This is a genomic window from Caldanaerovirga acetigignens (genome assembly GCF_900142995.1).
Classification (GTDB): domain Bacteria; phylum Bacillota; class Thermosediminibacteria; order Thermosediminibacterales; family Thermosediminibacteraceae; genus Fervidicola; species Fervidicola acetigignens.
This window is the reverse complement of the sequence record NZ_FRCR01000006.1, coordinates 1-23799: the sequence shown is the minus strand read 5'-3', so window position 1 is coordinate 23799 and position 23799 is coordinate 1. Positions and strand designations below refer to the sequence as shown.

General features: G+C 39.1%; 25 protein-coding genes. All 25 read left to right on the top strand.

What is annotated here, in order from left to right:
• Positions 1-5: 5 nt before the first annotated feature.
• Complete coding sequence (locus tag BUB66_RS05735) at positions 6-1160, top strand: pyridoxal-phosphate-dependent aminotransferase family protein (protein WP_073256058.1); 1155 nt, start codon at positions 6-8, stop codon at positions 1158-1160.
• A gap of 265 nt (positions 1161-1425) precedes the next feature.
• Positions 1426-2085 (top strand): ClpP family protease, encoded by a 660-nt coding sequence (locus BUB66_RS05730; RefSeq protein ID WP_425291874.1) that lies wholly within the window; start codon positions 1426-1428, stop codon positions 2083-2085.
• Positions 2086-2117: 32 nt separating this feature from the next.
• On the top strand, positions 2118-2342 hold the full coding sequence (locus tag BUB66_RS05725; RefSeq protein ID WP_073256052.1) for a YlzJ-like family protein: 225 nt from the start codon (positions 2118-2120) through the stop codon (positions 2340-2342).
• Positions 2343-2409: 67 nt separating this feature from the next.
• Positions 2410-4602 carry a DNA translocase FtsK gene (locus tag BUB66_RS05720; protein ID WP_073256049.1) on the top strand — a complete coding sequence of 731 codons (2193 nt, stop codon included), beginning with the start codon at positions 2410-2412 and terminating at the stop codon, positions 4600-4602.
• A gap of 78 nt (positions 4603-4680) precedes the next feature.
• Positions 4681-5511, top strand: a complete 831-nt coding sequence (locus tag BUB66_RS05715; RefSeq protein WP_073256046.1) for a helix-turn-helix domain-containing protein — start codon at positions 4681-4683, stop codon at positions 5509-5511.
• A gap of 112 nt (positions 5512-5623) precedes the next feature.
• A complete protein-coding gene (rimO, locus tag BUB66_RS05710; protein WP_073256042.1) occupies positions 5624-6952 on the top strand; it encodes a 30S ribosomal protein S12 methylthiotransferase RimO in 1329 nt (442 codons plus the stop codon).
• A gap of 167 nt (positions 6953-7119) precedes the next feature.
• The gene (locus BUB66_RS05705) at positions 7120-7569 is read left to right on the top strand and encodes a hypothetical protein (protein ID WP_143156231.1); all 450 of its coding nucleotides are present in this window, start codon (positions 7120-7122) and stop codon (positions 7567-7569) included.
• 23 nt (positions 7570-7592) lie between these two features.
• Positions 7593-9080, top strand: a complete 1488-nt coding sequence (locus BUB66_RS05700; RefSeq protein WP_188092876.1) for an AAA family ATPase — start codon at positions 7593-7595, stop codon at positions 9078-9080.
• Between the two features lie 55 nt (positions 9081-9135).
• Positions 9136-10398, top strand: coding sequence for a competence/damage-inducible protein A (locus BUB66_RS05695; protein ID WP_073256036.1), 1263 nt, complete (start codon positions 9136-9138; stop codon positions 10396-10398).
• Positions 10386-10940 (top strand): RNA 2',3'-cyclic phosphodiesterase, encoded by a 555-nt coding sequence (thpR, locus tag BUB66_RS05690; protein ID WP_073256033.1) that lies wholly within the window; start codon positions 10386-10388, stop codon positions 10938-10940. Before BUB66_RS05695 ends, thpR begins: the two co-directional genes overlap by 13 nt.
• Before the next feature lie 57 nt (positions 10941-10997).
• Complete coding sequence (recA, locus tag BUB66_RS05685) at positions 10998-12032, top strand: recombinase RecA (protein ID WP_073256030.1); 1035 nt, start codon at positions 10998-11000, stop codon at positions 12030-12032.
• Between the two features lies 1 nt (position 12033).
• On the top strand, positions 12034-13041 hold the full coding sequence (locus BUB66_RS05680) for a metallophosphoesterase family protein (protein WP_073256027.1): 1008 nt from the start codon (positions 12034-12036) through the stop codon (positions 13039-13041).
• Complete coding sequence (locus BUB66_RS05675; RefSeq protein ID WP_073256024.1) at positions 13042-14493, top strand: AAA family ATPase; 1452 nt, start codon at positions 13042-13044, stop codon at positions 14491-14493. It abuts the gene before it with no gap.
• A gap of 3 nt (positions 14494-14496) precedes the next feature.
• Entirely contained in the window at positions 14497-14739 is a 243-nt protein-coding gene (locus BUB66_RS05670; protein ID WP_066353417.1) for a hypothetical protein, read from the top strand.
• Between the two features lie 11 nt (positions 14740-14750).
• On the top strand, positions 14751-15425 hold the full coding sequence (locus BUB66_RS05665; protein ID WP_073256021.1) for an AAA family ATPase: 675 nt from the start codon (positions 14751-14753) through the stop codon (positions 15423-15425).
• 223 nt (positions 15426-15648) lie between these two features.
• The gene (gene rny / locus BUB66_RS05660; RefSeq protein WP_073256018.1) at positions 15649-17187 is read left to right on the top strand and encodes a ribonuclease Y; all 1539 of its coding nucleotides are present in this window, start codon (positions 15649-15651) and stop codon (positions 17185-17187) included.
• A gap of 57 nt (positions 17188-17244) precedes the next feature.
• On the top strand, positions 17245-18021 hold the full coding sequence (locus BUB66_RS05655) for a TIGR00282 family metallophosphoesterase (protein ID WP_073256015.1): 777 nt from the start codon (positions 17245-17247) through the stop codon (positions 18019-18021).
• 87 nt (positions 18022-18108) lie between these two features.
• Positions 18109-18369, top strand: coding sequence for a stage V sporulation protein S (locus BUB66_RS05650; RefSeq protein ID WP_073256012.1), 261 nt, complete (start codon positions 18109-18111; stop codon positions 18367-18369).
• 68 nt (positions 18370-18437) lie between these two features.
• On the top strand, positions 18438-19250 hold the full coding sequence (locus BUB66_RS05645) for a PHP domain-containing protein (RefSeq protein WP_073256009.1): 813 nt from the start codon (positions 18438-18440) through the stop codon (positions 19248-19250).
• Positions 19251-19405: 155 nt separating this feature from the next.
• Positions 19406-19615, top strand: coding sequence for a 4Fe-4S dicluster domain-containing protein (locus BUB66_RS05640; RefSeq protein WP_073256006.1), 210 nt, complete (start codon positions 19406-19408; stop codon positions 19613-19615).
• Entirely contained in the window at positions 19608-20756 is a 1149-nt protein-coding gene (locus BUB66_RS05635) for a 2-oxoacid:acceptor oxidoreductase subunit alpha (RefSeq protein ID WP_073256003.1), read from the top strand. Before BUB66_RS05640 ends, BUB66_RS05635 begins: the two co-directional genes overlap by 8 nt.
• The gene (locus BUB66_RS05630) at positions 20749-21567 is read left to right on the top strand and encodes a 2-oxoacid:ferredoxin oxidoreductase subunit beta (protein WP_073256000.1); all 819 of its coding nucleotides are present in this window, start codon (positions 20749-20751) and stop codon (positions 21565-21567) included. The genes BUB66_RS05635 and BUB66_RS05630 overlap by 8 nt, the downstream gene beginning before the upstream one ends.
• A gap of 2 nt (positions 21568-21569) precedes the next feature.
• Positions 21570-22106, top strand: a complete 537-nt coding sequence (locus BUB66_RS05625) for a 2-oxoacid:acceptor oxidoreductase family protein (RefSeq protein WP_143156230.1) — start codon at positions 21570-21572, stop codon at positions 22104-22106.
• Between the two features lie 39 nt (positions 22107-22145).
• Positions 22146-23393, top strand: coding sequence for a Glu/Leu/Phe/Val family dehydrogenase (locus BUB66_RS05620; RefSeq protein WP_073255994.1), 1248 nt, complete (start codon positions 22146-22148; stop codon positions 23391-23393).
• A gap of 119 nt (positions 23394-23512) precedes the next feature.
• On the top strand, positions 23513-23799 hold a 287-nt coding region (locus BUB66_RS05615; protein WP_244269763.1), incomplete at its 3' end, for a methylmalonyl-CoA mutase family protein.

Below are 23799 nucleotides of genomic sequence, written 5' to 3'. Positions count from 1 at the left end.
AATTTATGGGTATAAAAACTGGTCTTATAATGACGCCAGGTCCTACCGAAATCAGCGAGAGAGTAAGGAACGCCATGGCTAGGCCTATTACTAACCCAGACCTTGATCCGGCCTTTTTTGACTTTTACGTTGAAACCTGTGATAAACTCAAAAAAATCATTAATACCAAAGAAGACGTGCTGATTTTAAGTGGTGAGGGAATTCTAGGTCTGGAAGCAGCCATGGCTTCCCTAGTAGAACCTGGTGACGAGGTGCTGTGTTTAGCCAACGGTGTCTTTGGCGAGGGTTTCAAAGATTTTGCTATGCTTTATGGCGGGCAGGTAACACTTCTTAAAAAAGAATACGATGAACCAATCACGGCCGAGGATATCAAGAAATTTCTCTCTAAACGCGACGGCGGGTTTAAGATAGCAACGGTAGTCCATTGTGAAACTCCAGCAGGATTGATAAATCCCATCCATGAAATATGTCCCGTTTTAAAAGAAGCTGGTTTGATAACAGTTGTGGACGCGGTTTCGTCAATTGCAGGACATGAAATCAAGCCCGATGAGTGGGGTATTGATGTCGTTTTAGGCGGGTCGCAGAAGTGTCTTTCGGCTCCACCGGGCCTTACATTTCTTTCTATAAGCCGGGATGCATGGATTAAAATTGAAAGGAGGAAATATCCCATTCGGGGTTTTTATGCCAATCTCTTGAAATGGAAGCAAATGTGGCTCAAAAATAAAATATTTCCCTATACTCCGCCCATTTCGGATATTTTCGCCCTATCTGAAGCAGCTTCTGCGGTGCTAGAAGAAGGAAAAGAGATATATAAACGTCACGAAAAATTGAGTAGAGCTGTAAGGGAAACTTTAAGGGATTCAGGGTTCAAAATATTTCCCCCCCAAGGGGCTGAAGCTAACACGGTAACCGCTTTTTATATACCCGACGGAATAAATGACGAGGATTTTAGAAACCATCTATGGAAAAAATACAATGTAATGATGGCTGGCAGTTGGGGAAAGCTTGCTGGAAAAGTTTGGCGCATAGGTCACATGGGTGAAAATGCCCGAGTATCAAAGATATTCGAGTTTTTTAGCGCTTTTGAAAAAGCGCTGAAGGATTTTGGCATATCTAATGGGAAAAGGCTCACTGAAATATATGCTCTTAAAATCACTTAACTTCTGCGGAATCTTCCAGCTTTTTATACTCAACTTTGGTTATGTTTACGGAAGGTTTTATAAAACTGTTTCCTTTTTTAACGTAAACGACCGTTCGAAGGGTTACTTTACAAGGTATGGCCAAATTTTGGTCATACCTTTTTTGTATATTTTTGATTTAAAAAATAAATTAATATAACTAGCAGCCATTAAATTAAAATCTGGAAGGATGATAAAATAAATGCTTTTTTTTTCCAATGTGGACAACGAAGGAAATGAAAAAAGCATGCCGGCCCCAACGGTAGGAACACTCCAACAGCTAGGCCAACTTGAAATCCCAAAACCGGAAAGCAATATACACTGCATAACCATAGTCGGACAAATTGAAGGTCACATTATCTTGCCACCGCAAAACAAAACCACCAAATACGAACATATAATTCCTCAGCTAGTGGCCATAGAACAGAATCCTAAAATTGAAGGCCTTTTAATAATCCTAAACACAATTGGAGGAGATGTAGAAGCAGGGCTTGCCCTCGCAGAAATGATAGCCAGCATGACAAAACCTACCGTTTCTTTGGTATTGGGGGGCGGGCATTCCATAGGGGTTCCGATAGCAGTTGCCAGCAATTATTCTTTTATTGCGGAAACGGCAACCATGACGATCCACCCAATAAGGTTAAGTGGTCTTGTGATCGGAGTCCCACAGACGTTCGAGTATCTTGACAAAATGCAGGATAGAGTAATAAAATTCGTTGTGCAGCATTCTAAAATCGAAGAGGAAACTTTAAGAAAATTAATGTTTAACACAGGGCAACTAGCTAGAGATATTGGGACGGTCCTTGTGGGGGCTGATGCAGTAAGATATGGCCTAATTGATGAAGTTGGCGGCTTGGGTGAAGCAGTTAAAAAGCTGGAAGAACTCATAAATGAGCGAAAGAAGTAGGCATAAAAATAATTTATAGGTGGTAATATAAAATGATATTGTACACCGTATTACCTATAGAACTTGTTTTAGATGGAATTGATAGAAAATATGATTTTAGAGAGATAGAAATTGATAATATAAAAATTCTAGTGGAACCAATCGATGTGGATAAAGGAAAAATAATCAGCGTGATTAGCAGCAACCCCACGGTATACCTAAATCCCAAATTATATCCTGGAAATGTAATAATATTCATTCCGAGTCAAAGGCTTTAAAGCCTTTTTGTTTTTTTTAAAGGATTTTTTGCAAAAATGGAGAATAAAAACATAGGGGTGTCATGGCGTGAAAGGTAATAGAAACAAAAGTTGTACGTTTTACAACGATATCCGCTGGGAAATATACGGGATTTTAATAATTTGCATCGGAGTTTTGGGATTAGTATCATTATATACTGATTCCGTTGGAGCGCTTGGAATAATATTAAAGAAAAACATGAAAGGTCTGGCAGGTGCAGGAGCTCTTACTATACCTCTCGGTATTTGTATGTGGGGCTTTTATTGCCTATTAAGAAAAAAATTTCCCAGATTTACCCCCAAACTCTATGGTATATTGTTAGTTATTTTTGTAGTTCTAGTAGTTTTACATATAAAACCTTATATCGAAATGAAAAATTTGAGCTTTATTGAGAAGATGCGAAAAAGTGCAGATCTGGGTGAAAATGGAATAGGCGGGGGACTAATCGGTGGAATTTCAGCAATAATTCTTTTTACCTTATTTGGTTCAGCAGGTACATACGTGCTATTATTCACTTTTTTATGCATAGGTATAATTCTATCTACCGGTATTTCGATTTCTGAAATAATAAAACATTCGATTAATACAAAAAAAGAAAAACGTCGCGAACTGAAGCCGCATATTATTAACAGCGCCGCAACCTCTTCAGAAGAAACTGAAGAAAAATTGGATGAGAATGAAAAAATCAAAGAAAAAGAAAATCTATTAATTACATCACAATCGAATACTGAAAAAACAGAATCGGTGACCGAGAGGAATAAAACTCGTGAAACTTCCGATAATACGTTCGATAATACGTTTTGTGCAGAACGACATCATAAAAATCAGGAGTACAATTTTCCTCCCGTAAACCTCCTGCAAAAAGGTTCTTCAAAGCAAAACAACCTCAATGAAAAAGAACTGTTAAACAACGCGCAGATTTTAGAAAATACTTTAGAAAGCTTCGGTATTCAGGCAAAAGTCGTACAGGTGAGCTTCGGCCCTGTGGTTACAAGATACGAAGTCCAACCGTCACCCGGAGTCAAGGTAAGCAGGATTGTAAATTTAGCCGATGACATCGCATTGAGCCTTGCGGTGCCAGATGTTCGGATTGAAGCTCCAATACCCGGTAAAGCCGCTATAGGGATTGAAGTCCCAAATAAGGAAGTATCGAAAGTGTATTTCAGAGAAATCGTTGAATCTGCTGAATTTAAAAATTCGTCATCCAAACTTACTATTGCCTTGGGTAAAGATATCGCTGGAAAACCTGTGGTGGCCGATCTTGCAGAAATGCCACACCTATTAATTGCTGGTGCCACCGGGTCAGGGAAAAGCGTATGCATAAACACAATAATAACCAGTATCTTATACAAAGCATCTCCTAATGAGGTAAAATTGTTACTAATAGATCCTAAAGTAGTCGAACTGACCACATACAATGGAATACCCCATTTAATTGCACCGGTGGTAACGGATGCAAAAAAAGCTGCATCAGCTCTTAACTGGATGGTATCGGAAATGGAAAGAAGGTATAAATTATTTGCTAAAGAGGGAGTACGAGAAATCAACAGATTTAATGAAGTAAGCCAAGAAAAATTGCCAAAAGTCCTGGTAATCATAGATGAGTTAGCAGACCTTATGATGGTATCGCCCAGAGAAGTGGAAGAAAGTATTTGTAGATTAGCACAGATGGCGCGTGCAGCGGGAATTCATCTTGTAGTCGCAACTCAGAGGCCATCGGTAGATGTAATTACAGGTTTGATAAAAGCAAACATACCTTCTAGGATATCATTCGCTGTGTCGTCACAGGTAGATTCAAGGACAATCCTCGACATGGCTGGGGCCGAAAAACTTTTAGGAAAGGGAGATATGTTATTCTTCCCCGTAGGAGCAGCAAAACCCATGCGAATCCAAGGGGCATTTTTAAGTGAAAAGGAAGTTGAGAAGGTAGTAGCTTTTGTAAAGAATCAGATGGAACCCAGTTACGAAAAAAAATTATCGGACTTTGAAGAAGAAAAGTCGCTTAAAAATGAAGATGATGTGGACGAATTATTCAAAGAAGCCTTGTCGGTGGTCATTGAAAACGGCCAGGCTTCCGCTTCATTGCTTCAGAGAAAGCTTAGGATAGGTTACGCCCGGGCAGCCCGCCTAATTGATCAAATGGAGGAAAAAGGTTTCATAGGCAAATACGAAGGTTCAAAACCTCGACAGATTTTGATAACCAAAGAACAATTTGAGAAATATTTTAACGAATCTGCTTAAACAAGCGGTCGAAAATAATACTAAAATTGGGAAAATTGCTATTACCTGGGAAATATACTTTAAGGAGTGAGAGGTAATATGAACCTCGATGATGTAAAAAATCCGAAAGAACTCGGAGATTATTTAAAGAATTTGCGCCTTAAAAAAAATATATCGCTCGAAGAAATTAACCGAGAAACAAAAATCAGAATTAAGTACTTGAACGCCATCGAAGAAGGAAATTTCGATGCCATTCCTGGGGGAGAAGTCTATTTAAAGGGGTTTCTGAAAAATTACGCCGACGCGGTAGGTATTGATTCGAATGAAATTCTAAAAAAATACAAAGAAATTTCAGCTCCCAAATCGCAGGAATTTCAACAAGATAACACAGCGGTAGAAAAAGACCGAAGACTTATTATCGATGAAGAAAGGCCTAAATCCAAGGTACCAAAAATACCTTTATTGTTGGTAGGACTTGTTTTCGTTATTGCATTGACAACACTTTCGTTTTTAAAAACGCAATCGGATACATCCTTAAAGCCGCCCAAAACAACCGTCAATAGTGATTTACCTTCAGAAAACGATACAAGCCCCACTTTAGAAACCGAAGAAGAAAGAAATGAAGAATTATTAAACCAAATCACTTTAGCGAGCGATGATGGCCGGAATATAACTTATACGGTGTCAGGAAATTCAATTAATGTTAAATTTGAAGTAATAAATGATAGGTGCTGGATAAGGGTAAACTCGGACGGTATCGTCACATTTGAAGGCACTCTCAATAAAGGAGAATCAAAGTCGTTCGAATCAAAAAACAAGGTGACAATAAAAATAGGAAACCCTCCTGTAGTTAAAGTTACATTAAACGGAAAAGAAATAGAAATTCCCGGAAATTATCCAAAAACTCTCTTAATAATGAGGAATCAATAATTCCTCATTTTTATTTGCTTTACTTTACTTATAGTCAAAAGGTCTATATACTATTAATTGTATCTAAGTGAAAAAATTAGAGTAAAAACCTCGGCAACTTAGGAGGTATAAAGTGGAGGTCAAAGTTGCATTAGTATCGTTAGGATGTGATAAGAACCTTGTCGATTCAGAATATATGCTCGGAAGTTTATTGGAAAAAGGTTATTCAATAACTGGCGAGATTGGAGATGCCGATATCATAATAATCAATACTTGCGGTTTTATAAACTCGGCAAAAGAAGAGTCGATAAATACCATACTCGAAATGGCCGAATATAAAAAGAGGGGCAAATGTAAACTACTGATAGCTACTGGTTGTTTGTCGCAACGCTACGGAGACCAGCTTTTGAAAGAAATACCGGAACTCGATGCAGTAATCGGGACAGGTGACTTTTTGAAATTGCCGGATTTGATAGAACAGGTTAAAGTATCGAGATTAAATATAACTCGCAATAAAACAGTAATCGATTACGATATTAAAAAAAGAGTAAATACATTAAAATATGTTTCTTATGTCAAAATAGCGGAAGGATGTAATAATCGTTGCTCTTATTGCGCCATACCGCTGATAAAAGGCCCATATAAAAGCAGACCTATGGATTCGATAAAAGAAGAAGTAGAATTTCTTGTATCCCGCGGAATAAAAGAAATAAATATAGTAGCTCAAGATACCACGAGCTACGGCATAGATATGTACGGTAAACCATCGCTCCCAGAACTCTTAAAAAAACTGACGGATGTACAAGGCGAATTTTGGATAAGGGTATTATATGCATATCCGACTCACATAAACGATGAACTTCTGGAAATAATTTCCTGCAGCCCCAAAATAGCAAAATATTTGGATATCCCTTTGCAACATATAAGCGATAGGATTTTAAGGCTAATGAATAGGCCCACAAATTCCGAGCAAATTAAAAAACTCATAGAGAAGGTGAGAAATGTTGTACCTGATATCGCACTGAGAACTACTTTTATAGTTGGATTTCCTACAGAAACCGAATCGGATTTTAGAGAACTTATCAATTTCATCAAAACATATCATTTTGACCGGGTCGGCGCTTTTAAATATTCCAGAGAAGAAGGAACTTGCGCAGCCACTTTAAGACCGCAGGTGCCTGAAAAAATCAAGAAAAAAAGATTCGACACACTGATGAGAGTTCAGCAGGATATCTCAAAAAATAAAAACGAGAAATTAGTGGGATCAATATTGACTGTACTTGCCGAAAATTACGATTCAAAAAGAAAATTATTCATCGGCCGCTCGCAGAAAGACGCACCAGAAGTCGACGGCACAGTAATTTTTACCGCAGATAAGTGCGAACCCGGCCAATTTTGCAAGGTTAAAGTTACCAAGGCTTTTGAATACGACCTATATGGTGAAGCTGTGCAAATTCTTTAAAGAAGGCATTCCCATAAAATGCCTTCTTTACTTTTATGACATGAGAAAAACAGTATGATATAATTATTTTATGTAAACATGACTTTTGATTGAGGTGAGAGTTTTTGGTTCTCGACAAAAAAAAGGCTTTTTATGCTTTTGCAGCTTTTTTTCTTTCACTTTTTTTATTGTTCAGTGCTCAGCAATTGTTTAACAGGTTTGTAGCCTTCAATCCACTTATTAAAACTTTTTCGCAAAAAGAATACGTAAAAGAAGTCAATATAAAAAAAGAAGCCGGTAAAATTAACCTAGAAATCTGTCTTAAAGACGTAGACAACTTAGCAGGCGTATACTACGATATTCAAGACACCGCTTCCGATATCCTCAAAGGAAGACCCTTTACCGTAAAAATTATAAATACACCATCCGAATTACTTGAAAACATATATACAAAAAAGGTTCAGTTCGTGATTTTCGAGGGGATAAAAACGGGCAAATTTACAGAAATGAGAGCGAAGCTTGACCAACTCGAAACCGAGTATAAGATTGATATCGGAGTTTTTCTCGACAATGAAAATCTCTACTTGAAAATAAAATCCGATCATGATGTCCTCTATAAAATTATTAATATGCAATAGATTTGCTTGGGAGGGGAGAAAAATTGCCCTTTGAAATAATAATTGGCGTCATCCTGGCAGTCATGATATTTCTTTTTGCAAACGGAATAAATGCATTGCCTTTGGCTGTGATAGGGCTTCTTGCGTACGTGCTGCAAAATTACGTGGATAAATCAAGTATTATTAAAAATTCGGCAAAACCTGCTGATGTCGGTAAAGCAATAACATTTGAAGATATTGGAGGTCAAGAGACTGCAAAGAACGAACTGTTAGAAGCACTGGATTTTATAAAAAATTATGATGAAATTAGTAAAATGGGTATAAGACCATTGAAGGGCATCCTTCTCACAGGTGCTCCTGGTACGGGAAAGACTTTACTGGCCAAAGCTGCATCTAATTATATCGATTCTGCTTTTATTTCAGTTTCGGGGAGCGAATTCATAGAGTTATACGCAGGAGTAGGTGCTCAAAGGGTAAGGCAGTTATTCAAAACAGCTAGGGAACTCGCCCGAAAGAATTCCAAAAAGCATTGCGTAATTTTTATCGATGAAATTGAAGTCATAGCAGGTGTCAGAGGGAAAAACAGCAATCATTTGGAATATGATCAGACTTTAAACCAATTGTTGGTAGAAATGGATGGACTGTCGGCTAAAGATGATGATGTGAAAATATTAGTAATCGGCGCCACAAACAGGCCGGATATTTTAGACCCGGCTATTTTAAGGCCCGGAAGATTTGACCGAATAGTAAAAGTTGACCTTCCCGATAAAGATGGGAGACTCGAGATTTTAAAACTGCATACTAAAGGCAAGCTCCTCGCTGAAGATGTAGATTTGGAGCAAATAGCAAAGGAAACATTTGGATTTTCCGGTGCCCATCTAGAAAATCTTTGTAATGAAGCAGCTATCCTCGCAAGACGTGCGGGAGAAAAAGTAATAAGACAATGCCATTTTATGGAAGCTATCGATAAGGTGATAATGGGCGAAAAATTGAAAAGGAAACCCACAAAAGCTGAAATGAAACGCATCGCAGTTCACGAATGCGGCCACGCTCTAATCAGCGAATTTTTCAAGCCTAATTCGGTATCTACCATAACGATAACGTCGCGAGGAGAAGCTCTAGGTTATATGCGTCAAAAACAAGAAGAAGATATATATCTTTATACTAGAAACCATTTGGAAACAGAAATAGCTATTGCGCTGGCTGGAGCAGCTGCTGAAGAAGTAATCTTAGGCGAAAGCAGCACAGGCGCCTCGGGAGACATTGACCATGCAGTTGAACTGGCCAAAAAAATAGTATTTTCAGGAATGTCTGAAATGGGTATCGTTGATAGAGATTCAATACCTTTAAAAGAGCTTCATCGGGAAATTTCAAAGATAATAAATGCTCAAAAAGAAAAAGCTAAGGAAATTATAGAAAAGCACAAAGAAGACCTAAATCTTATTATCGATTATCTTATGGAAAACGAAAAAATAGACGGCGAGACCTTTAGAAGATTTTTAAAGGACCTAAAAAATTTTAAAGTAGCTTAATTTTAAAAAAGGGTTAGCAAAAAAAATGGAGAATCTTTTATAAAGGTGATGTTTCATGAAATCGGAAATAATTAGCGTGGGTACTGAACTTTTATTAGGTCAAATAGTCAATACTAACGCACAAATAATTTCTCAGGAACTGCAGAAAATCGGGGTAGACGTATATTACCATACAGTGGTCGGAGATAACAAAAAACGTTTGATGGAAGTTTTTCACACTGCATGGAATCGCTCTGAAGTTATCATCTTGACAGGCGGATTGGGTCCGACCCAAGACGACCTAACTAAAGAGACGATAGCCGAATATTTAAACATTCCGCTCGTATTAGATGAGGAGAGCCTAAATAGAATACGGGAATATTTTCAAAAAAGGCAAAAGGAGATGCCAATAAACAACATGAAGCAGGCCATGCTGCCAAAAGGTTCAAAGGCCATTCCGAATCAAAAAGGTACTGCTCCGGGAGTTATTTTGGAAAAAGATGGAAAAACGATCATTATGCTCCCGGGGCCTCCATTCGAAATGGAACCCATGCTTAAAGATTATGTAGTCCCTTTACTGTCGAAAAAAACTTCCGCGGTAATACTCTCTAGGGTACTGAAATTTTACGGGATAGGAGAATCAACGCTGGAAGAAAAAATCAAAGATTTAATGGAAAATCAAACCAATCCAACGATAGCCCCTCTGGCAAAAATGGGAGAGGTAACTTTAAGGATCACAGCAAAAGCAGGCAGTGCAAAAGAAGCCATGAGTTTAATTGCCCCTATAGAATCTCAAATAAGACAAAGAGTTGGTGAATATCTTTACGCTTTCGATGACGAAAAAATAGAAGATGTGGTCGCCCGGTTGTTGCTAGAACAAAATAAAACATTGGCGATTGCCGAGTCCTGCACGGGTGGCCTTGTGTCCCATAAATTGACTGAAGTTCCCGGCATCTCAAAGAGTCTTGACAGAGCAATAGTATCCTACAGCAATAGAGCTAAACAGGAGATTCTTTTTGTTAGAAGCGAAACTCTAGAAAAATACGGTGCGGTAAGCGAGCAAACAGCAATTGAAATGGCAGAAGGCGTAAAGAGGATTTCTAAAACGGACATTGGCCTTTCGATAACAGGGATTGCCGGGCCTTCAGGTGGTTCAACAGAAAAACCTGTTGGTCTCGTATATATTGCCTATACGGACTCTTCCGGTTGTTTCGTGGAAAAGCACTTTTTCTCCGGCAACAGATCCGAAATAAAGGAAAGGGCTGCTAATGCCGCACTGCACCTTTTGAGAAAAAATCTTTTAAAATATCATGAGGAGGACGAAGTTTGGAAACCGTAAGATGTTTTATTTCCATAGAACTTGACCCCGTTACCAGAAATTGTGTTTCCCAATTTGTGAATAACTTAAAATTTATGAGGGGTATAAAATGGGTTAGCGAAGAAAATTATCACATAACTCTGGCCTTCTTGGGTGAACTTTCGATAAGCAAACTGCCTCTTGTCTGTGATGCGTTGGAAAAAATATCTTTACGTCGTGGTCCATTCGTGCTGAACCTGTACGGTTCAGGTTTTTTCCCTAATGAAAATAATCCAAAAGTATTCTGGATAGGGATACAAAAAAGCGAGGAACTTTACAGCTTAAAACGCGATATAGATGAATCCTTGCGATCTTTAAACATTGATTTTGATGCTAAACCATTTTCTCCGCACCTTACAATAGGGAGAATTAAGTCCACTGTGGATACAACACTTCTCCTGCGCAAAAGAGATTTCTCAGCATCTTTTTTAGTAAAAGAAATTTACTTCATGAAAAGCCAATTGTTTAAAAACGGACCGGTATATACGGAAATTTACAGGACCGACCTGAAAGATAATGTTTGACACATAAAGTTTATTGTTATATAAATTTATTGAGAACATGCGTTTGGAGGGATTTTCTTGTTGGAAAAACAGAAGGCTTTGGAAATGGCTTTGGCCCAGATTGAACGGCAATTCGGAAAAGGGTCCATAATGAGGTTGGGCGAAGCCCAGTCTAAATTCAGCGTCGAGGTCATACCTACCGGTGCCCTTTCTTTGGACATTGCCCTGGGAGTTGGTGGGGTGCCAAGGGGAAGAATCATCGAGATATTCGGGCCGGAATCCTCTGGAAAAACCACCGTGGCTTTACATATCATTGCCGAAGCGCAAAAAGCCGGTGGAACCGCAGCATTTATAGACGCAGAGCACGCATTAGATCCGGTCTATGCCCGCAAATTGGGAGTCGATACGGATAACCTACTCATTTCCCAGCCGGACACAGGAGAGCAAGCTTTGGAAATAGCCGAAGCCCTGGTAAGAAGCGGTGCCGTAGACGTGATTGTAATAGACTCCGTCGCCGCTTTAGTACCGAAAGCAGAACTGGAAGGCGAAATGGGCGAAGCCCACGTAGGATTGCAAGCCAGGTTGATGTCACAGGCCTTGAGGAAATTAGCCGGTTCCATAAGTAAGTCAAAAACGGTAGCCATATTTATAAACCAGCTGAGAGAAAAAGTGGGAGTCATGTTCGGCAATCCGGAAACTACACCAGGAGGAAGAGCGTTGAAATTTTACGCCTCGGTGCGGATGGAAGTTCGAAAAATCAGCGTTATCAAGGAAGGCGACGAAGTTATAGGTAGCCGAGCTTCGGTAAAAATTGTTAAAAATAAAGTGGCTCCGCCTTTTAAAAGTGCCGAGTTCGATATAATGCACGGGGAAGGAATATCAAGGGAAGGTTGCGTTTTAGATTTTGCCACCGAAGCGGGCATAATACAAAAAAGCGGCGCATGGTATTCTTATGAAAAGGAACGCATCGGGCAAGGTCGCGAAAACGCCAAACAGTATTTAAAGGAACACCCTGAACTTTTGAATGCCATAGAGCTTAAGGTAAAGGAAAAATATAATCTTATAAAATCTGATACTAACAAAGCGAATGACAGTAAAGAAGGGACATCATGATATGCGTTTCTTGTTTTTCACCGACACTCACATAAGGGGTACCGGACCTCAAAGCCGTACGGATAATTTTTACGAAACTTTGCGCGTAAAAATACGTGAATTGATTAATATCGCTCACGAGGAGAACGTTGATGTAGTGCTTCATGGAGGTGATATTTTCGACAGACCCGATGTATCGCCATCTTTAGTAAGAGATTTTGTAGTTTTAATGAAAGACCTAAAACCACCTTTATATGCTATAGCTGGCAATCACGATATATACGGCCAAAACCCTTCTACTATAAGCCGCACTATGTTAGGCATTCTAGATTCTGCTGGTATTATTAAACTGATAAATCCCGGCGAAAAAATATTTTTCAACGATAGAGGAATCAAAATTCAACTAACGGGACAACACTTTTTTTATGGAATAGATTCAGAAAATCAAAGGCTCGCCTATTGTATCAAAAAAGATGAAGATATTGATTTCGCAATACACTTAGTTCACGGAATGCTTCTCGATAAACCATTTATCCCGGGGGTTTCTCATACGCTGATAGAAGATATTTTGGCAACGGAAGCCGACATAACACTAAGTGGCCACTATCACGCAGGATTCGGCATCATAAACATTGAAAACAAATATTTTATAAACCCGGGGAGTATTGCACGCATTGATGGCACCCTGTCCGAACTGATGCGAATACCGGCGGTAATTTTGTTAAACGTCACAAAAGATGGGATCGAGGTACAAAAGAGAATTTTAAAATGCGCTCGCCCGGGACATGAAGTTTTTGATCGAAAAAAACTGGAAGAGAACTCTTTCAGGGAACAAAAGCTAGCGGAGTTTGTCCAAGTTATAAATTCTACCGGCGAATACAATTTTACAAACATTACCGCTATTGTGGAACAGTTAACAAAAAAACAAAATATGGACGCCAGAATAGTTAAAGAAGCTCTGTGCAGAATAGGGAAAGCCCAAGAGATGCTTTCACAAAAAGATGGCAGCGATATTTACGGGGTGAGCTAATTGGGTTTTATAAAAAAACTTAAAATTAATAACTTCCAATCCCATAAAAATACAGAAATTACTTTTGACGAAGGTTTAACGGTGATATTAGGTCCCACTGATCAGGGAAAGAGCGCCATAATAAGGGCTCTCAAATGGGTTTTGTATAACGAACCACGTGGTACAGACTTTATATCTGTGGGTAGCAATTTATGTCGCGTAACGCTTGAAATGGATGACGGAACGGTTATAACAAGGGAAAGATCAAACAATAAAAATAGATATATATTAATAAAAAACGGCAAAGAACAAATATTTGAAGGTTTTGGAAATGTGGTTCCGGTAGAAATCACTAAGGGTCACGGTATACCTAAAATATACTTGGACAAAGATTCGACCTGCACTGTTAATTTAGCCGAACAACTAGACGGTCCTTTTTTGTTATCGGAAAATGCCGGTGTAAGAGCTAGAGTGCTCGGCAGGCTTATAGGAATTCATATTATAGACGCCGCTCAAAGATTGACAATCAACGACCTTTCGAATGCCGAACAACAGAGCAAAACGATTAAAGGTGAGATAGAAGAAATAAATCTAAAACTGCAAGATTACGAAGACTTACCTTTATTGAAACAGAAAATAGATACACTCCAAAGTATCGTTAAAGAACTTAGAGAAAAAGCTCTGTTGTATAAAAAATTAACAACTATAAAAGACATTTTTTCTTCGTGCAACGCAGAAATAAAAACTTTGCAAGCAACTTTGAAAAAACTGGAAACTGTTTCGCAAGCAGAATTCCTTGTGGAAAAGATCGATTTCGCTATAAAGGTAAAAACCAATCTCATCGATCGCAAGCTAAGGTTAAAATCTATTGAAAACGAAATAAATAAGGAACAAAACAACATCGTAAAGACCGAAAAGTTAGAAGAAGCCTCCTATTACCACAATCGGGCTTACGAGTTTTATCTTCGGTTGAAAAAATTGCTAGCAGCAAAAGAAATTATCGTAAAAATGGATGGCGAAATATCGACATTTAAAAAAGTCTTGGAAAAAACCAGGGATTTAAATCATACAGTTTTGTTGGTCAACCAATTAGAGAGAAGCTGCGAAAAACTCTCCGAACTAAAAAAGGCGAAAGAAATGAAAAGCAAAGTAGAGAGTCAAATAAACCGATTAAATCTTGAACTGGAAAAATTTAAATCTATTGAAAAGCTCGATGACTTCATAAATGAAGCAAGTTCACTGAATCAAAAACTATCCAGTCTTATTTCATATAAGCATGCTTTAAACGAAGTCGAAGCTTCTATCACTAAAGGGCGGGCTTTTATCATGCAAAATAATAAAGACCTAACATCACTCGCATCAAAATATGCTGAACTTCTAAGAAAACTTTCAAAGTGCCCCACTTGTATGAATTCCATAGATGATGCTAGAGCTGACCAGATAGCGGCCGAAATATTAAAAAGCGGGGGATGATCAATGAACGTAGATCCCGAAAAGGAAATCCAGGAATTAAAAACAAAAATAGACAAAGCCAAGGCAATGAGATATAGGGCAGAAGCTCGCCTCGAAGAACTCCTAAAGCAAAGACAGCAGATATTAGATGAGCTTGATAAACTGAACGTTAAACCAGAAAATTTAGATACAGAAATAGAAAACTTGAGCCGGGAAATCAATTCTCTGATAGAAAAAGCTAAAAAATTACTCCCTGAGGAATTATAGGAGTGGCTACCATGGAGGGAATGGAAGAATTAATCGAAAGAATAGAAAGTGGAACCCAAAAACTTATACTGGACTACACGGTAAGGAAAAGAATTAAGGACAGTTTGGAGGAAGAAAAGGCTAATAAAATAAGACAGCTTGAAAGGTTAAAAGAAGAAATCGATTTACTGGAAAAGGTGAGGATTTTACTCCAAAAGACCTCTGATTACGCTCGAGAACAGGTAAAGCAACAAATCGAAATGTTGGTAACGCGCTGTTTGCAATTCATTTTTGGAGAAAATATAGAATTTAAAATAGAACTCAGCGAAGTTCGAGGAAGACCAGAAGCTGAATTTTACGTGGTTTCATCTTATGGAGATACCCGCGTAATAACAAAACCGCAAGATGCAAGGGGCGGCGGAATCGTCGATGTAATTTCTTTAGCTTTGAGAATTGCAATAATACAATGCAGCAACACCTATGTAAACGGCCCCATCATTCTTGACGAACCGGCAAAGCATGTAAGCAGTGAATACATAGCTAACGTTGCATATTTTTTAAAACAGATTAGTAAAGTTTTCAAAAGACAGATAATAATGGTCACCCATAACCAATTTTTGAGCGAAATTGCTGACTTAGCTTACAAAGTCGAAATAAAAGACGGAGAAAGCGTCGTAACAGTTTGCAGTTCTAAAGAAAATGCTTAAAAAGATTCAAGCAATAATTGGAAAGACTGGCTTGTGCTTGACAGTAATATACAAAAGGTATAAAATAAAATTTAAGAAGCTTCATACATTAACTCACAGCAAACTTGGGAGGTTTGGGGGCGCGAAATAAATTAAATTTAGAGCACTACCCTACGTGAAACCGAGTTCCCCTCGGTTTTTTGTTTTATGTCTAGATATCTGGGATATTTATTTAAGGAGGTGAATGTGTATCAATACACTAATATATGCAGCTATTTCCGGATTATTGTCCTTATTAATCGGATACTCGCTTCGAAAATATATTGCTGAAGCTAAAATTGCATCAGCCGAAAAAGAAGCAGAAAAAATTATAAAAGAAGCTCAGGAAAAAGCCGAGTCAATCAAGCGGGAAGCGATTGTTGAAGCAAAGGAAGAAATTTTAAAGTTAAAGAACGATTTTGAAAGAGAATTAAAAGAAAGGCGTAATGAACTTCAACGATCGGAAAGACGCCTTTTTCAGAAGGAAGAGGCTTTAGAAAGAAAAGCGGAAATGTTAGAAAAGAAAGAGGATGCTATAGCTAAAAAAGAAATTGAGGTAAACAAGCTTTTCGAGAAAGCTAACGAACTTCATAAAAAGCAGTTGAGCGAACTTGAGCGAATTTCAGGAATGACCTCTGAAGAAGCAAAAGATTACCTGTTAAACAAAATAAAAGAAGAGGTCCGTCACGAAGCGGCAATGTTGATTAAAGAAATTGAAACACAAGCTAGGGAAGAAGCCCAAAAGAGGGCAAAGGAAATAATTTCTTACGCTATTCAAAAATGCGCTGCCGATTATGTGGCTGAAACTACAGTTTCTGTAGTAACCCTTCCCAATGATGAAATGAAGGGTAGAATAATTGGACGAGAAGGCAGAAATATAAGGGCCCTCGAAACATTAACAGGGGTAGATTTGATTATCGATGACACCCCCGAAGCCGTCATCCTTTCTGCTTTTGATCCAATCAAGCGGCAAATAGCAAAAATTGCCCTTGAAAAGTTAATAATAGACGGTAGAATCCATCCAGCAAGAATAGAAGAAATGGTTGAAAAGGCCCAAAAAGAAATTGAAAATATTATACGCGAAGAAGGAGAAAAGGCAACCTTTGATGTGGGCATTCATAGCCTTCACAGCGACCTTATTCGCTATCTCGGCAAGCTCAAATTTAGAACCAGTTACGGACAAAATGTGCTCCAACACTCTATAGAAGTTGCTCATTTAGCTGCAACAATGGCTGCAGAATTAGGAGTAGACGTTCAGCTTACAAAACGTGCAGGCTTATTGCATGATATAGGAAAGAGCGTAGACCAGGATATGGAAGGTCCTCATGCGTTGGTAGGAGCAGAACTTGCTAAAAAATACGGTGAACCACCAGAAGTAGTAAATGCCATTGCTGCCCATCACAATGACGTTGAACCAACGACTATCGAGGCCATATTAGTTCAAGCTGCGGATGCGATTTCAGCTGCAAGGCCTGGTGCACGACGTGAAACGTTAGAAGCCTATATTAAAAGACTTGAGAAACTAGAGGAAATTGCCAATTCCTTTAAAGGTGTAGAAAAAGCTTACGCCATACAGGCTGGTCGTGAAATTAGAATAATGGTAAAACCAGACGAAGTAGACGACTTAGGGGCAATAGAACTTGCAAGAAACATCGCAAAAAAAGTGGAAGAGGAACTTGAATATCCAGGACAAATTAAGGTAAATGTAATAAGAGAAACTAGAGCGACCGAGTACGCAAAATAAAAGTGCGCATGTTTTGCGCACTTTTTTTGCAAATATATAAAGCAAGGAGTGAAAACATTGAACATAATGTTTATTGGAGATGTAGTAGGAAGACCCGGTCGAAAGATAATAAAAGAAGTTTTGCCTGAATTAAAATGTAAATACAGTGTCGATTTTGTGATTGCTAACGCCGAGAATGCCGCCGGAGGCAATGGTATAACGAAAAAGATAGCAGAAGAACTCTTTTCTTATGGCATTGATTTTCTAACCATGGGCAATCATGTATGGGACAATAAAGAAATTTTCGATTTTATAGAAGAAGAATTGAGAATGGTGCGTCCGGCCAACTATCCTCCGGGAACTCCAGGAAGGGGTTCGCAAATAATAGAATTAGATGGAACTGTAAAAATAGGGATTTTAAATATATCGGGTCGAGTTTTCATGCCAGATCTGGATTGCCCTTTCAGAACGGCCGACAGAGAACTTGAAAAGCTAAAAAAGCTCACCAATATCATTGTAGTCGACTTTCACGCGGAAGCCACTTCGGAAAAGCAGGCGCTCGGCTGGTATTTGGACGGCAGGGTTTCGTTAGTAGCTGGAACTCATACTCATGTTCAGACTGCTGACGAGCGGATACTTCCCAAAGGAACAGCTTATATTACTGATGTGGGAATGACAGGGGCTTACGATGGTATTCTAGGCATCGAAAGAGAGCCTGTTATAAGGAAATTCTTAACTCAAATGCCGACAAGATTTGAGGTAGCAAAAGGGACTTCTCAGCTTAATGCTATTGTCGTAGAAATTGATGTAGAAACTGGTCTTGCAATGAAAATACAAAGATTAATTATTAAATAATAAAAATTCTTGTTAAATTAAACAGGAATTTCTCCAGACACATAGAATAATTTTAATAAGCTAATTATATCAAGGAGGAATCAATTTATGGAAGTATTGAAAGTTTCAACAAAGTCCAATCCCAATGCGGTAGCTGGAGCCATCGCCGGTGTGATTAGAGAAAACGGCAAAGCAGAAATTCAAACAATTGGTGCCGGAGCTTTAAATCAAGCAGTAAAAGCAATAGCCATTGCTAGAGGGTTTGTAGCCCCAAGCGGAATCGACTTAATATGTATACCGGCTTTTACTGATATTGAAATAGATGGTCAGCAAAGGACTGCTATCAAGCTTATCGTTGAACCCCGATGATGCCTTAATAAGAGAATCTTTCAACCCTATCATGTAAATAATCTTAGCATAGCCGCGGGAGGAAACTCATGCGAGTCGATCTTCACATCCACACCACATATTCCGATGGAACTTTGACACCTGAACAAGCAGTTGATAAGGCATTTTCGTTGAAATTGCGGGCAATAGCCATTACCGACCACGATACCATAGAAGGAATAGAACCTGCCTTAAATAGAGCCAAAGAATATTCATCTTTCGAAGTAATTCCGGGAATCGAAATAAACTCATTTTATTTAGAAGAAGAAGTACATATTTTGGGATATTACATCAACTGGAAAAGCAGTATTTTGAAATTGACGCTAAGGGCATTGCAAGAGGAGCGCATAGAACGCATTAAGAGGATAATTGAAAAACTAAAAAATTTGGGCATTGAAATAGACTTTGAAAATATAATCGCAAAAGCATCTGGTGCATCCATTGGGAGGCCTCATGTAGCTATGGCCCTTGTGGAAAAAAAAGTTGTATCTTCTATAGAAGAAGCCTTCGAGTTTTATTTGGATAAGGGAAAACCAGCATACGTGCCTAGAGAAAAAATAACGCCTTACTATGCCGTGGACATAGTAAAAAAAAGTGGAGGAATTCCTGTCCTAGCCCATCCAGGAAAGGTAAAAAATCAAAGTATAGTTAAATCTTTAATAAATTATGGTATTCAAGGAATCGAGGTTTACCACAAGGACCATGATGAGGAAAAAGTACAATACTACAAAAGCATTGCGGCGAAATACAGTTTACTGATGACCGGAGGGTCTGACTGTCACGGTAAACCTTTAATAATGGGAAGCCAACCCGTTCCTTATGAATATGTGCTTCAACTAAAACAACTAAAAAAGCATATTTAACACCGAAATATACTAAAAGATGCTGTGTATACAATAGTTCAGGTTTTTTAGTATATTTATTTTTTTTCTCAAAATACAGAAGGATAATTTTCTATTGTCTAGAATACATAATACAGTGTAGAAAATATCCAGCTTTATAAAAGCGGGGTGACAAAGTGACTAAAGGATCGGCTCGAATCACGATTGATGAAAGAGCCTGCAAGAAATGTGGAATTTGTATTGCTTTTTGCCCCAAAAAAGTATTTTCCTCAGACAACGACAAACCAGTTGTGGCAAATCCTGAAGCGTGCATAAGGTGTATGCTATGCGAATTGAGGTGTCCTGATTTTGCCATAGTCGTAGAAGGGGAGGATAGCAATGAGTAGTATACCTAGATTAATGCAGGGTAATGAAGCGTGTATTGAAGGGGCTATAGCCGCCGGTATGCGATTCTATGCCGGCTATCCTATAACTCCTTCTACAGAAATAGCAGAGCTTGCAGCCGAAAAGCTTCCCAAAGTCGGTGGAAAGTTCATACAGATGGAAGATGAAATAGCCAGCATGGGAGCCGTAATCGGAGCTTCGCTTGCAGGTCTTAAAGCTATGACAGCTACTAGTGGTCCGGGATTCTCTTTAAAACAGGAAAACATCGGTTTCGCATGTCTTACCGAAGTGCCGTGCGTAATTGTAAACGTTCAAAGGGGAGGCCCTAGCACAGGGCAACCTACTTTGCCAGCCCAGGGAGATGTAATGCAAGCTAGATGGGGAACCCATGGCGATCATCCCATTATAGTGCTCTCTCCTTCTTACGTCAGGGAAGCTTTCGATTTGACGGTAAGAGCTTTTAATCTTTCGGAAAAATACCGCGTTCCTTGCATTCTCTTGATGGATGAAGTTGTGGGACATCTCAGAGAAAAAGTTCAATTGCCTGATCCAGCCTCATTAAAGATCATAAACAGGAAGAAGGTTGACTTGTCAAAAATTAGCATTTACAACCCTTATCAGGACTATGACGGCGATGGAATACCTCCTATGGTAAACTTCGGAGAAGGTGTTCCCTACCACGTTACAGGTCTTATCCACGATATAACTGGTTTCCCCTCCACAAAACCAGAAGTTACTGAATATTTGATAACGCGATTGATGAGGAAAATTTACAACAACATAGACGAGATAGTAGAATATGAGAATCATTTCACAGAAGATGCCGAAACCATAATAGTCTCGTTCGGATCCACTGCTCGTTCTGTCATAAGAGCTGTCAAAATATTACGAAGCGAAGGGGAGAAAGTTGGTTTAATACGTTTGAAGACAATATGGCCGTTTCCCAAAAAAGCATTTCGAGAATTGCCATCGACTGTCCGGAATGTAATTGTAGCCGAAATGAATTTCGGGCAATTAATAGAAACAGTAGAAGCGGCCTGCGAGGGCAAGTTTAACATTTTCGGGCTTAATAAATATAACGGGGAATTGATGAATCCCGACGAAGTTATCGCTAAAGTTCGGGAGGTAAATAAAAATGCGTAAAAGTTTGGAAAAATATTATAGAATAGATAAACTTCCTCATATCTGGTGTCCTGGCTGCGGAAATGGGATAGTTACAGGTGCGTTGGTAAGAGCTATTGACAATTTAAAATTGGATAAAGATAAAATATGTATCGTATCAGGAATCGGATGTTCATCTCGGGCCCCCGGCTACTTAAATTTCAATACCCTTCATACCACTCACGGTAGAGCGCTGGCCTTTGCAACAGGTATAAAACTTGCGCGGCCCGAACTCAAAGTGATAGTGTTGACGGGGGATGGCGATTGTGCAGCTATTGGAGGCAATCACTTTATACACGCCTGCAGAAGAAACATAGACATAACAACTATCGTTTTCAACAACAGCATATACGGAATGACAAGCGGCCAGTATTCTCCTTTAACTCCCGTAGGCGCCTACGCTACAACTGCTCCTTACGGGAACATAGATAGGAACTTTGACCTTTGCAAATTAGCAGAAGCAGCAGGCGCCACTTATGTAGCAAGGGGAACGGTTTATCATGTACCGCAACTCATAAAATTTATTGAGAAAGCCCTTATGCACAAGGGATTTTCGGTTGTAGAAACAATAAGCACTTGTCCTACTTATTTCGGCCGCAAAAACAAACTAGGTTCTCCCGTAAGAATGATGGAAATATTGAGAGACAATACAGTTTCTGCAAAATCAGCTGAAAAGATGACAAAAGAAGAACTGGCAAGCAAGATAGTTATTGGAGAATTTGCGGAAATCAATGCTCCTGAGTATACAGAAGAATATATGAAAATAATTAAGCGGGCACAAAGGGAGGAATGAAAGTGGAAGAACGGATAGAAATAAGGCTTAGCGGCTCGGGCGGCCAGGGGCTTATTTTAGCAGGAATTATATTGGCTGAAGCCGCCATTCTGGACGGCAAAAATGCGGTGCAATCTCAATCCTACGGTCCCGAAGCAAGGGGGGGTGCAAGTCGCGCTGAAGTAGTAATAAGCAGTAGTGAAATTGACTATCCAAAGGTTACGCGGCCACAAATTTTGCTAGCTTTGACAGATGAAGCGTTCCATAAATTTAAAGACAATATGGCTGAAGATGGAATAATAATATTGGATTCATCAATAAAGGAAGCGGACACTTCAAATAAAATAATACAACTGCCGATCATTGAAACCGCAAGAAAAGATATTGGAAAAAGTATGGTAGCTAATATTGTTGCTGTTGGGGTAATTACAGAGTTGACGAAAGTAGTATCGCGGCAGGCAGCAGAAAAGGCTATTTTAAATAGAGTCCCTAAAGGCACAGAGAATTTTAACATCAAGGCCTTTTATGCTGGTTGCAGTCTAGTCGAAAATTTATCCTAAACTACCCTTTGTTAAAATATAAAAAGGGAGGCTTTTTTTATGGCCGAAACATTAAATCCATTTGAGATTGTGCAAAAACAACTTAAAATTGCTTGTGACAAACTAGGAGTTGAAGAATCGGTCTATGAAGTTCTTAAGGAACCCGAAAAGGTCCTGACCGTATCGATCCCTATTAGGATGGACGACGGCAGCATAAAAACCTTCATTGGTTATCGCTCCCAGCACAGCACAGTGTTGGGCCCTGCAAAAGGCGGCGTAAGGTTTCATCCCGATGTTACCATGGACGAAGTAAAAGCCCTATCTGCATGGATGACTTTTAAATGTGCAGTCGTGGGTATTCCTTATGGCGGTGGCAAAGGCGGCGTTCGTTGCAATCCTAAAGAACTATCTAAATCAGAATTGGAGAGATTGAGTCGTGGTTACTTCAGGGCAATAAGTCCAATAATCGGACCTGAAAAAGATATACCCGCTCCAGATGTCTATACAAATGCGCAAGTCATGGCGTGGTTTATGGATGAATTCAGCCAGTTGAAAGGTTATAACACTCCTGGGGTGGTAACTGGAAAACCCATAGTTTTAGGAGGTTCTTTAGGAAGAAACGAAGCAACAGCTAGAGGAGCAACTTTTACCATCCGCGAAGCGGCAAAAAAAATAGGTTTAGATCTTACAAAAGCCACTGTGGCAATTCAAGGATTCGGAAATGCCGGCAGTGTCGCTGCAAGACTTTTATATGAGTTAGGCTGCAAAATAGTTGCCGTAAATGATTCCCAGGGTGGTGTTTATAATCCCGATGGCTTAGACCCCGAAGCGGTTAATGAATATAAAAAGAAAAATAAAACCGTAAAAGGTTTTCCTGGAAGCAAAGAAATATCGGGAGCGAAACTACTGGAGCTCGATGTAGATATACTGGTGCCAGCCGCTTTGGAAAACGTGATTACAAGCAACAATGCAGCCAACATAAAGGCAAAAATCGTAGGTGAAGCGGCAAACGGCCCGACAACACCGGAAGCCGACGAAATCCTTTACAAAAAGGGTGTTTTGGTTATACCGGATATACTTTGCAATGCAGGAGGCGTAACGGTATCCTATTTTGAGTGGGTCCAAAATTTGATGAATTTTTATTGGACCGAAGAAGAAGTAAACAACAGGCTTGAACAGGTCATGGTTAAAGCATTCAACGAAGTTTTTTATATCCATAAACAATACAATGTTAATATGAGAGAAGCTGCCTATATGCTGGCTATTAAAAGAATTACCGAAGCATTAAAACTAAGAGGATGGATATAGCAAATTTCTTCAATCCCTCCCTTATTTCGGGGAGGGATTGAGAATATACAAAAATAAAGGATTTTCTCCATTTATATAGAAATAATAATACTTGAAAGTATTAACTGGGAGGGCTGTCTATGTTTGACAAGGAATCCCTCAAGAGAATTGAAAAAGAGAAGGTAAGATGGGAAAATTCTACAGTTAAAAAAGTAATAGAAAAGACGCCAGAGAGATACGAAAGATTTCACACGGGTTCCAATTTAGAAGTAAACCGCTTGTATACACCATTAGATGTGCAGGGAATGGACTACGTAGAAGATTTGGGATTTCCGGGAGAGTATCCCTTTACCCGCGGAATTCAGCCCACCATGTACAGGGGCCGGCTGTGGACCATGCGCCAGTATGCGGGTTTTGGAACAGCAGA

Excerpts from the sequence above, each read along its gene's own strand:
- BUB66_RS05665 (WP_073256021.1), top strand. The coding sequence starts at position 14,751 with ATGGAGGGAATGGAAGAATTAATCGAAAGAATAGAAAGTGGAACCCAA.
- BUB66_RS05645 (WP_073256009.1), top strand. The coding sequence starts at position 18,438 with ATGCGAGTCGATCTTCACATCCACACCACATATTCCGATGGAACTTTG.
- BUB66_RS05620 (WP_073255994.1), top strand. The coding sequence starts at position 22,146 with ATGGCCGAAACATTAAATCCATTTGAGATTGTGCAAAAACAACTTAAA.
- BUB66_RS05735 (WP_073256058.1), top strand. The coding sequence starts at position 6 with ATGGGTATAAAAACTGGTCTTATAATGACGCCAGGTCCTACCGAAATC.
- BUB66_RS05635 (WP_073256003.1), top strand. The coding sequence starts at position 19,608 with ATGAGTAGTATACCTAGATTAATGCAGGGTAATGAAGCGTGTATTGAA.
- BUB66_RS05630 (WP_073256000.1), top strand. The coding sequence starts at position 20,749 with ATGCGTAAAAGTTTGGAAAAATATTATAGAATAGATAAACTTCCTCAT.
- BUB66_RS05650 (WP_073256012.1), top strand. The coding sequence starts at position 18,109 with ATGGAAGTATTGAAAGTTTCAACAAAGTCCAATCCCAATGCGGTAGCT.
- BUB66_RS05715 (WP_073256046.1), top strand. The coding sequence starts at position 4,681 with ATGAACCTCGATGATGTAAAAAATCCGAAAGAACTCGGAGATTATTTA.
- BUB66_RS05670 (WP_066353417.1), top strand. The coding sequence starts at position 14,497 with ATGAACGTAGATCCCGAAAAGGAAATCCAGGAATTAAAAACAAAAATA.
- BUB66_RS05695 (WP_073256036.1), top strand. The coding sequence starts at position 9,136 with ATGAAATCGGAAATAATTAGCGTGGGTACTGAACTTTTATTAGGTCAA.
- BUB66_RS05680 (WP_073256027.1), top strand. The coding sequence starts at position 12,034 with ATGCGTTTCTTGTTTTTCACCGACACTCACATAAGGGGTACCGGACCT.
- rny (WP_073256018.1), top strand. The coding sequence starts at position 15,649 with ATGTGTATCAATACACTAATATATGCAGCTATTTCCGGATTATTGTCC.
- BUB66_RS05730 (WP_425291874.1), top strand. The coding sequence starts at position 1,426 with ATGCCGGCCCCAACGGTAGGAACACTCCAACAGCTAGGCCAACTTGAA.
- BUB66_RS05725 (WP_073256052.1), top strand. The coding sequence starts at position 2,118 with ATGATATTGTACACCGTATTACCTATAGAACTTGTTTTAGATGGAATT.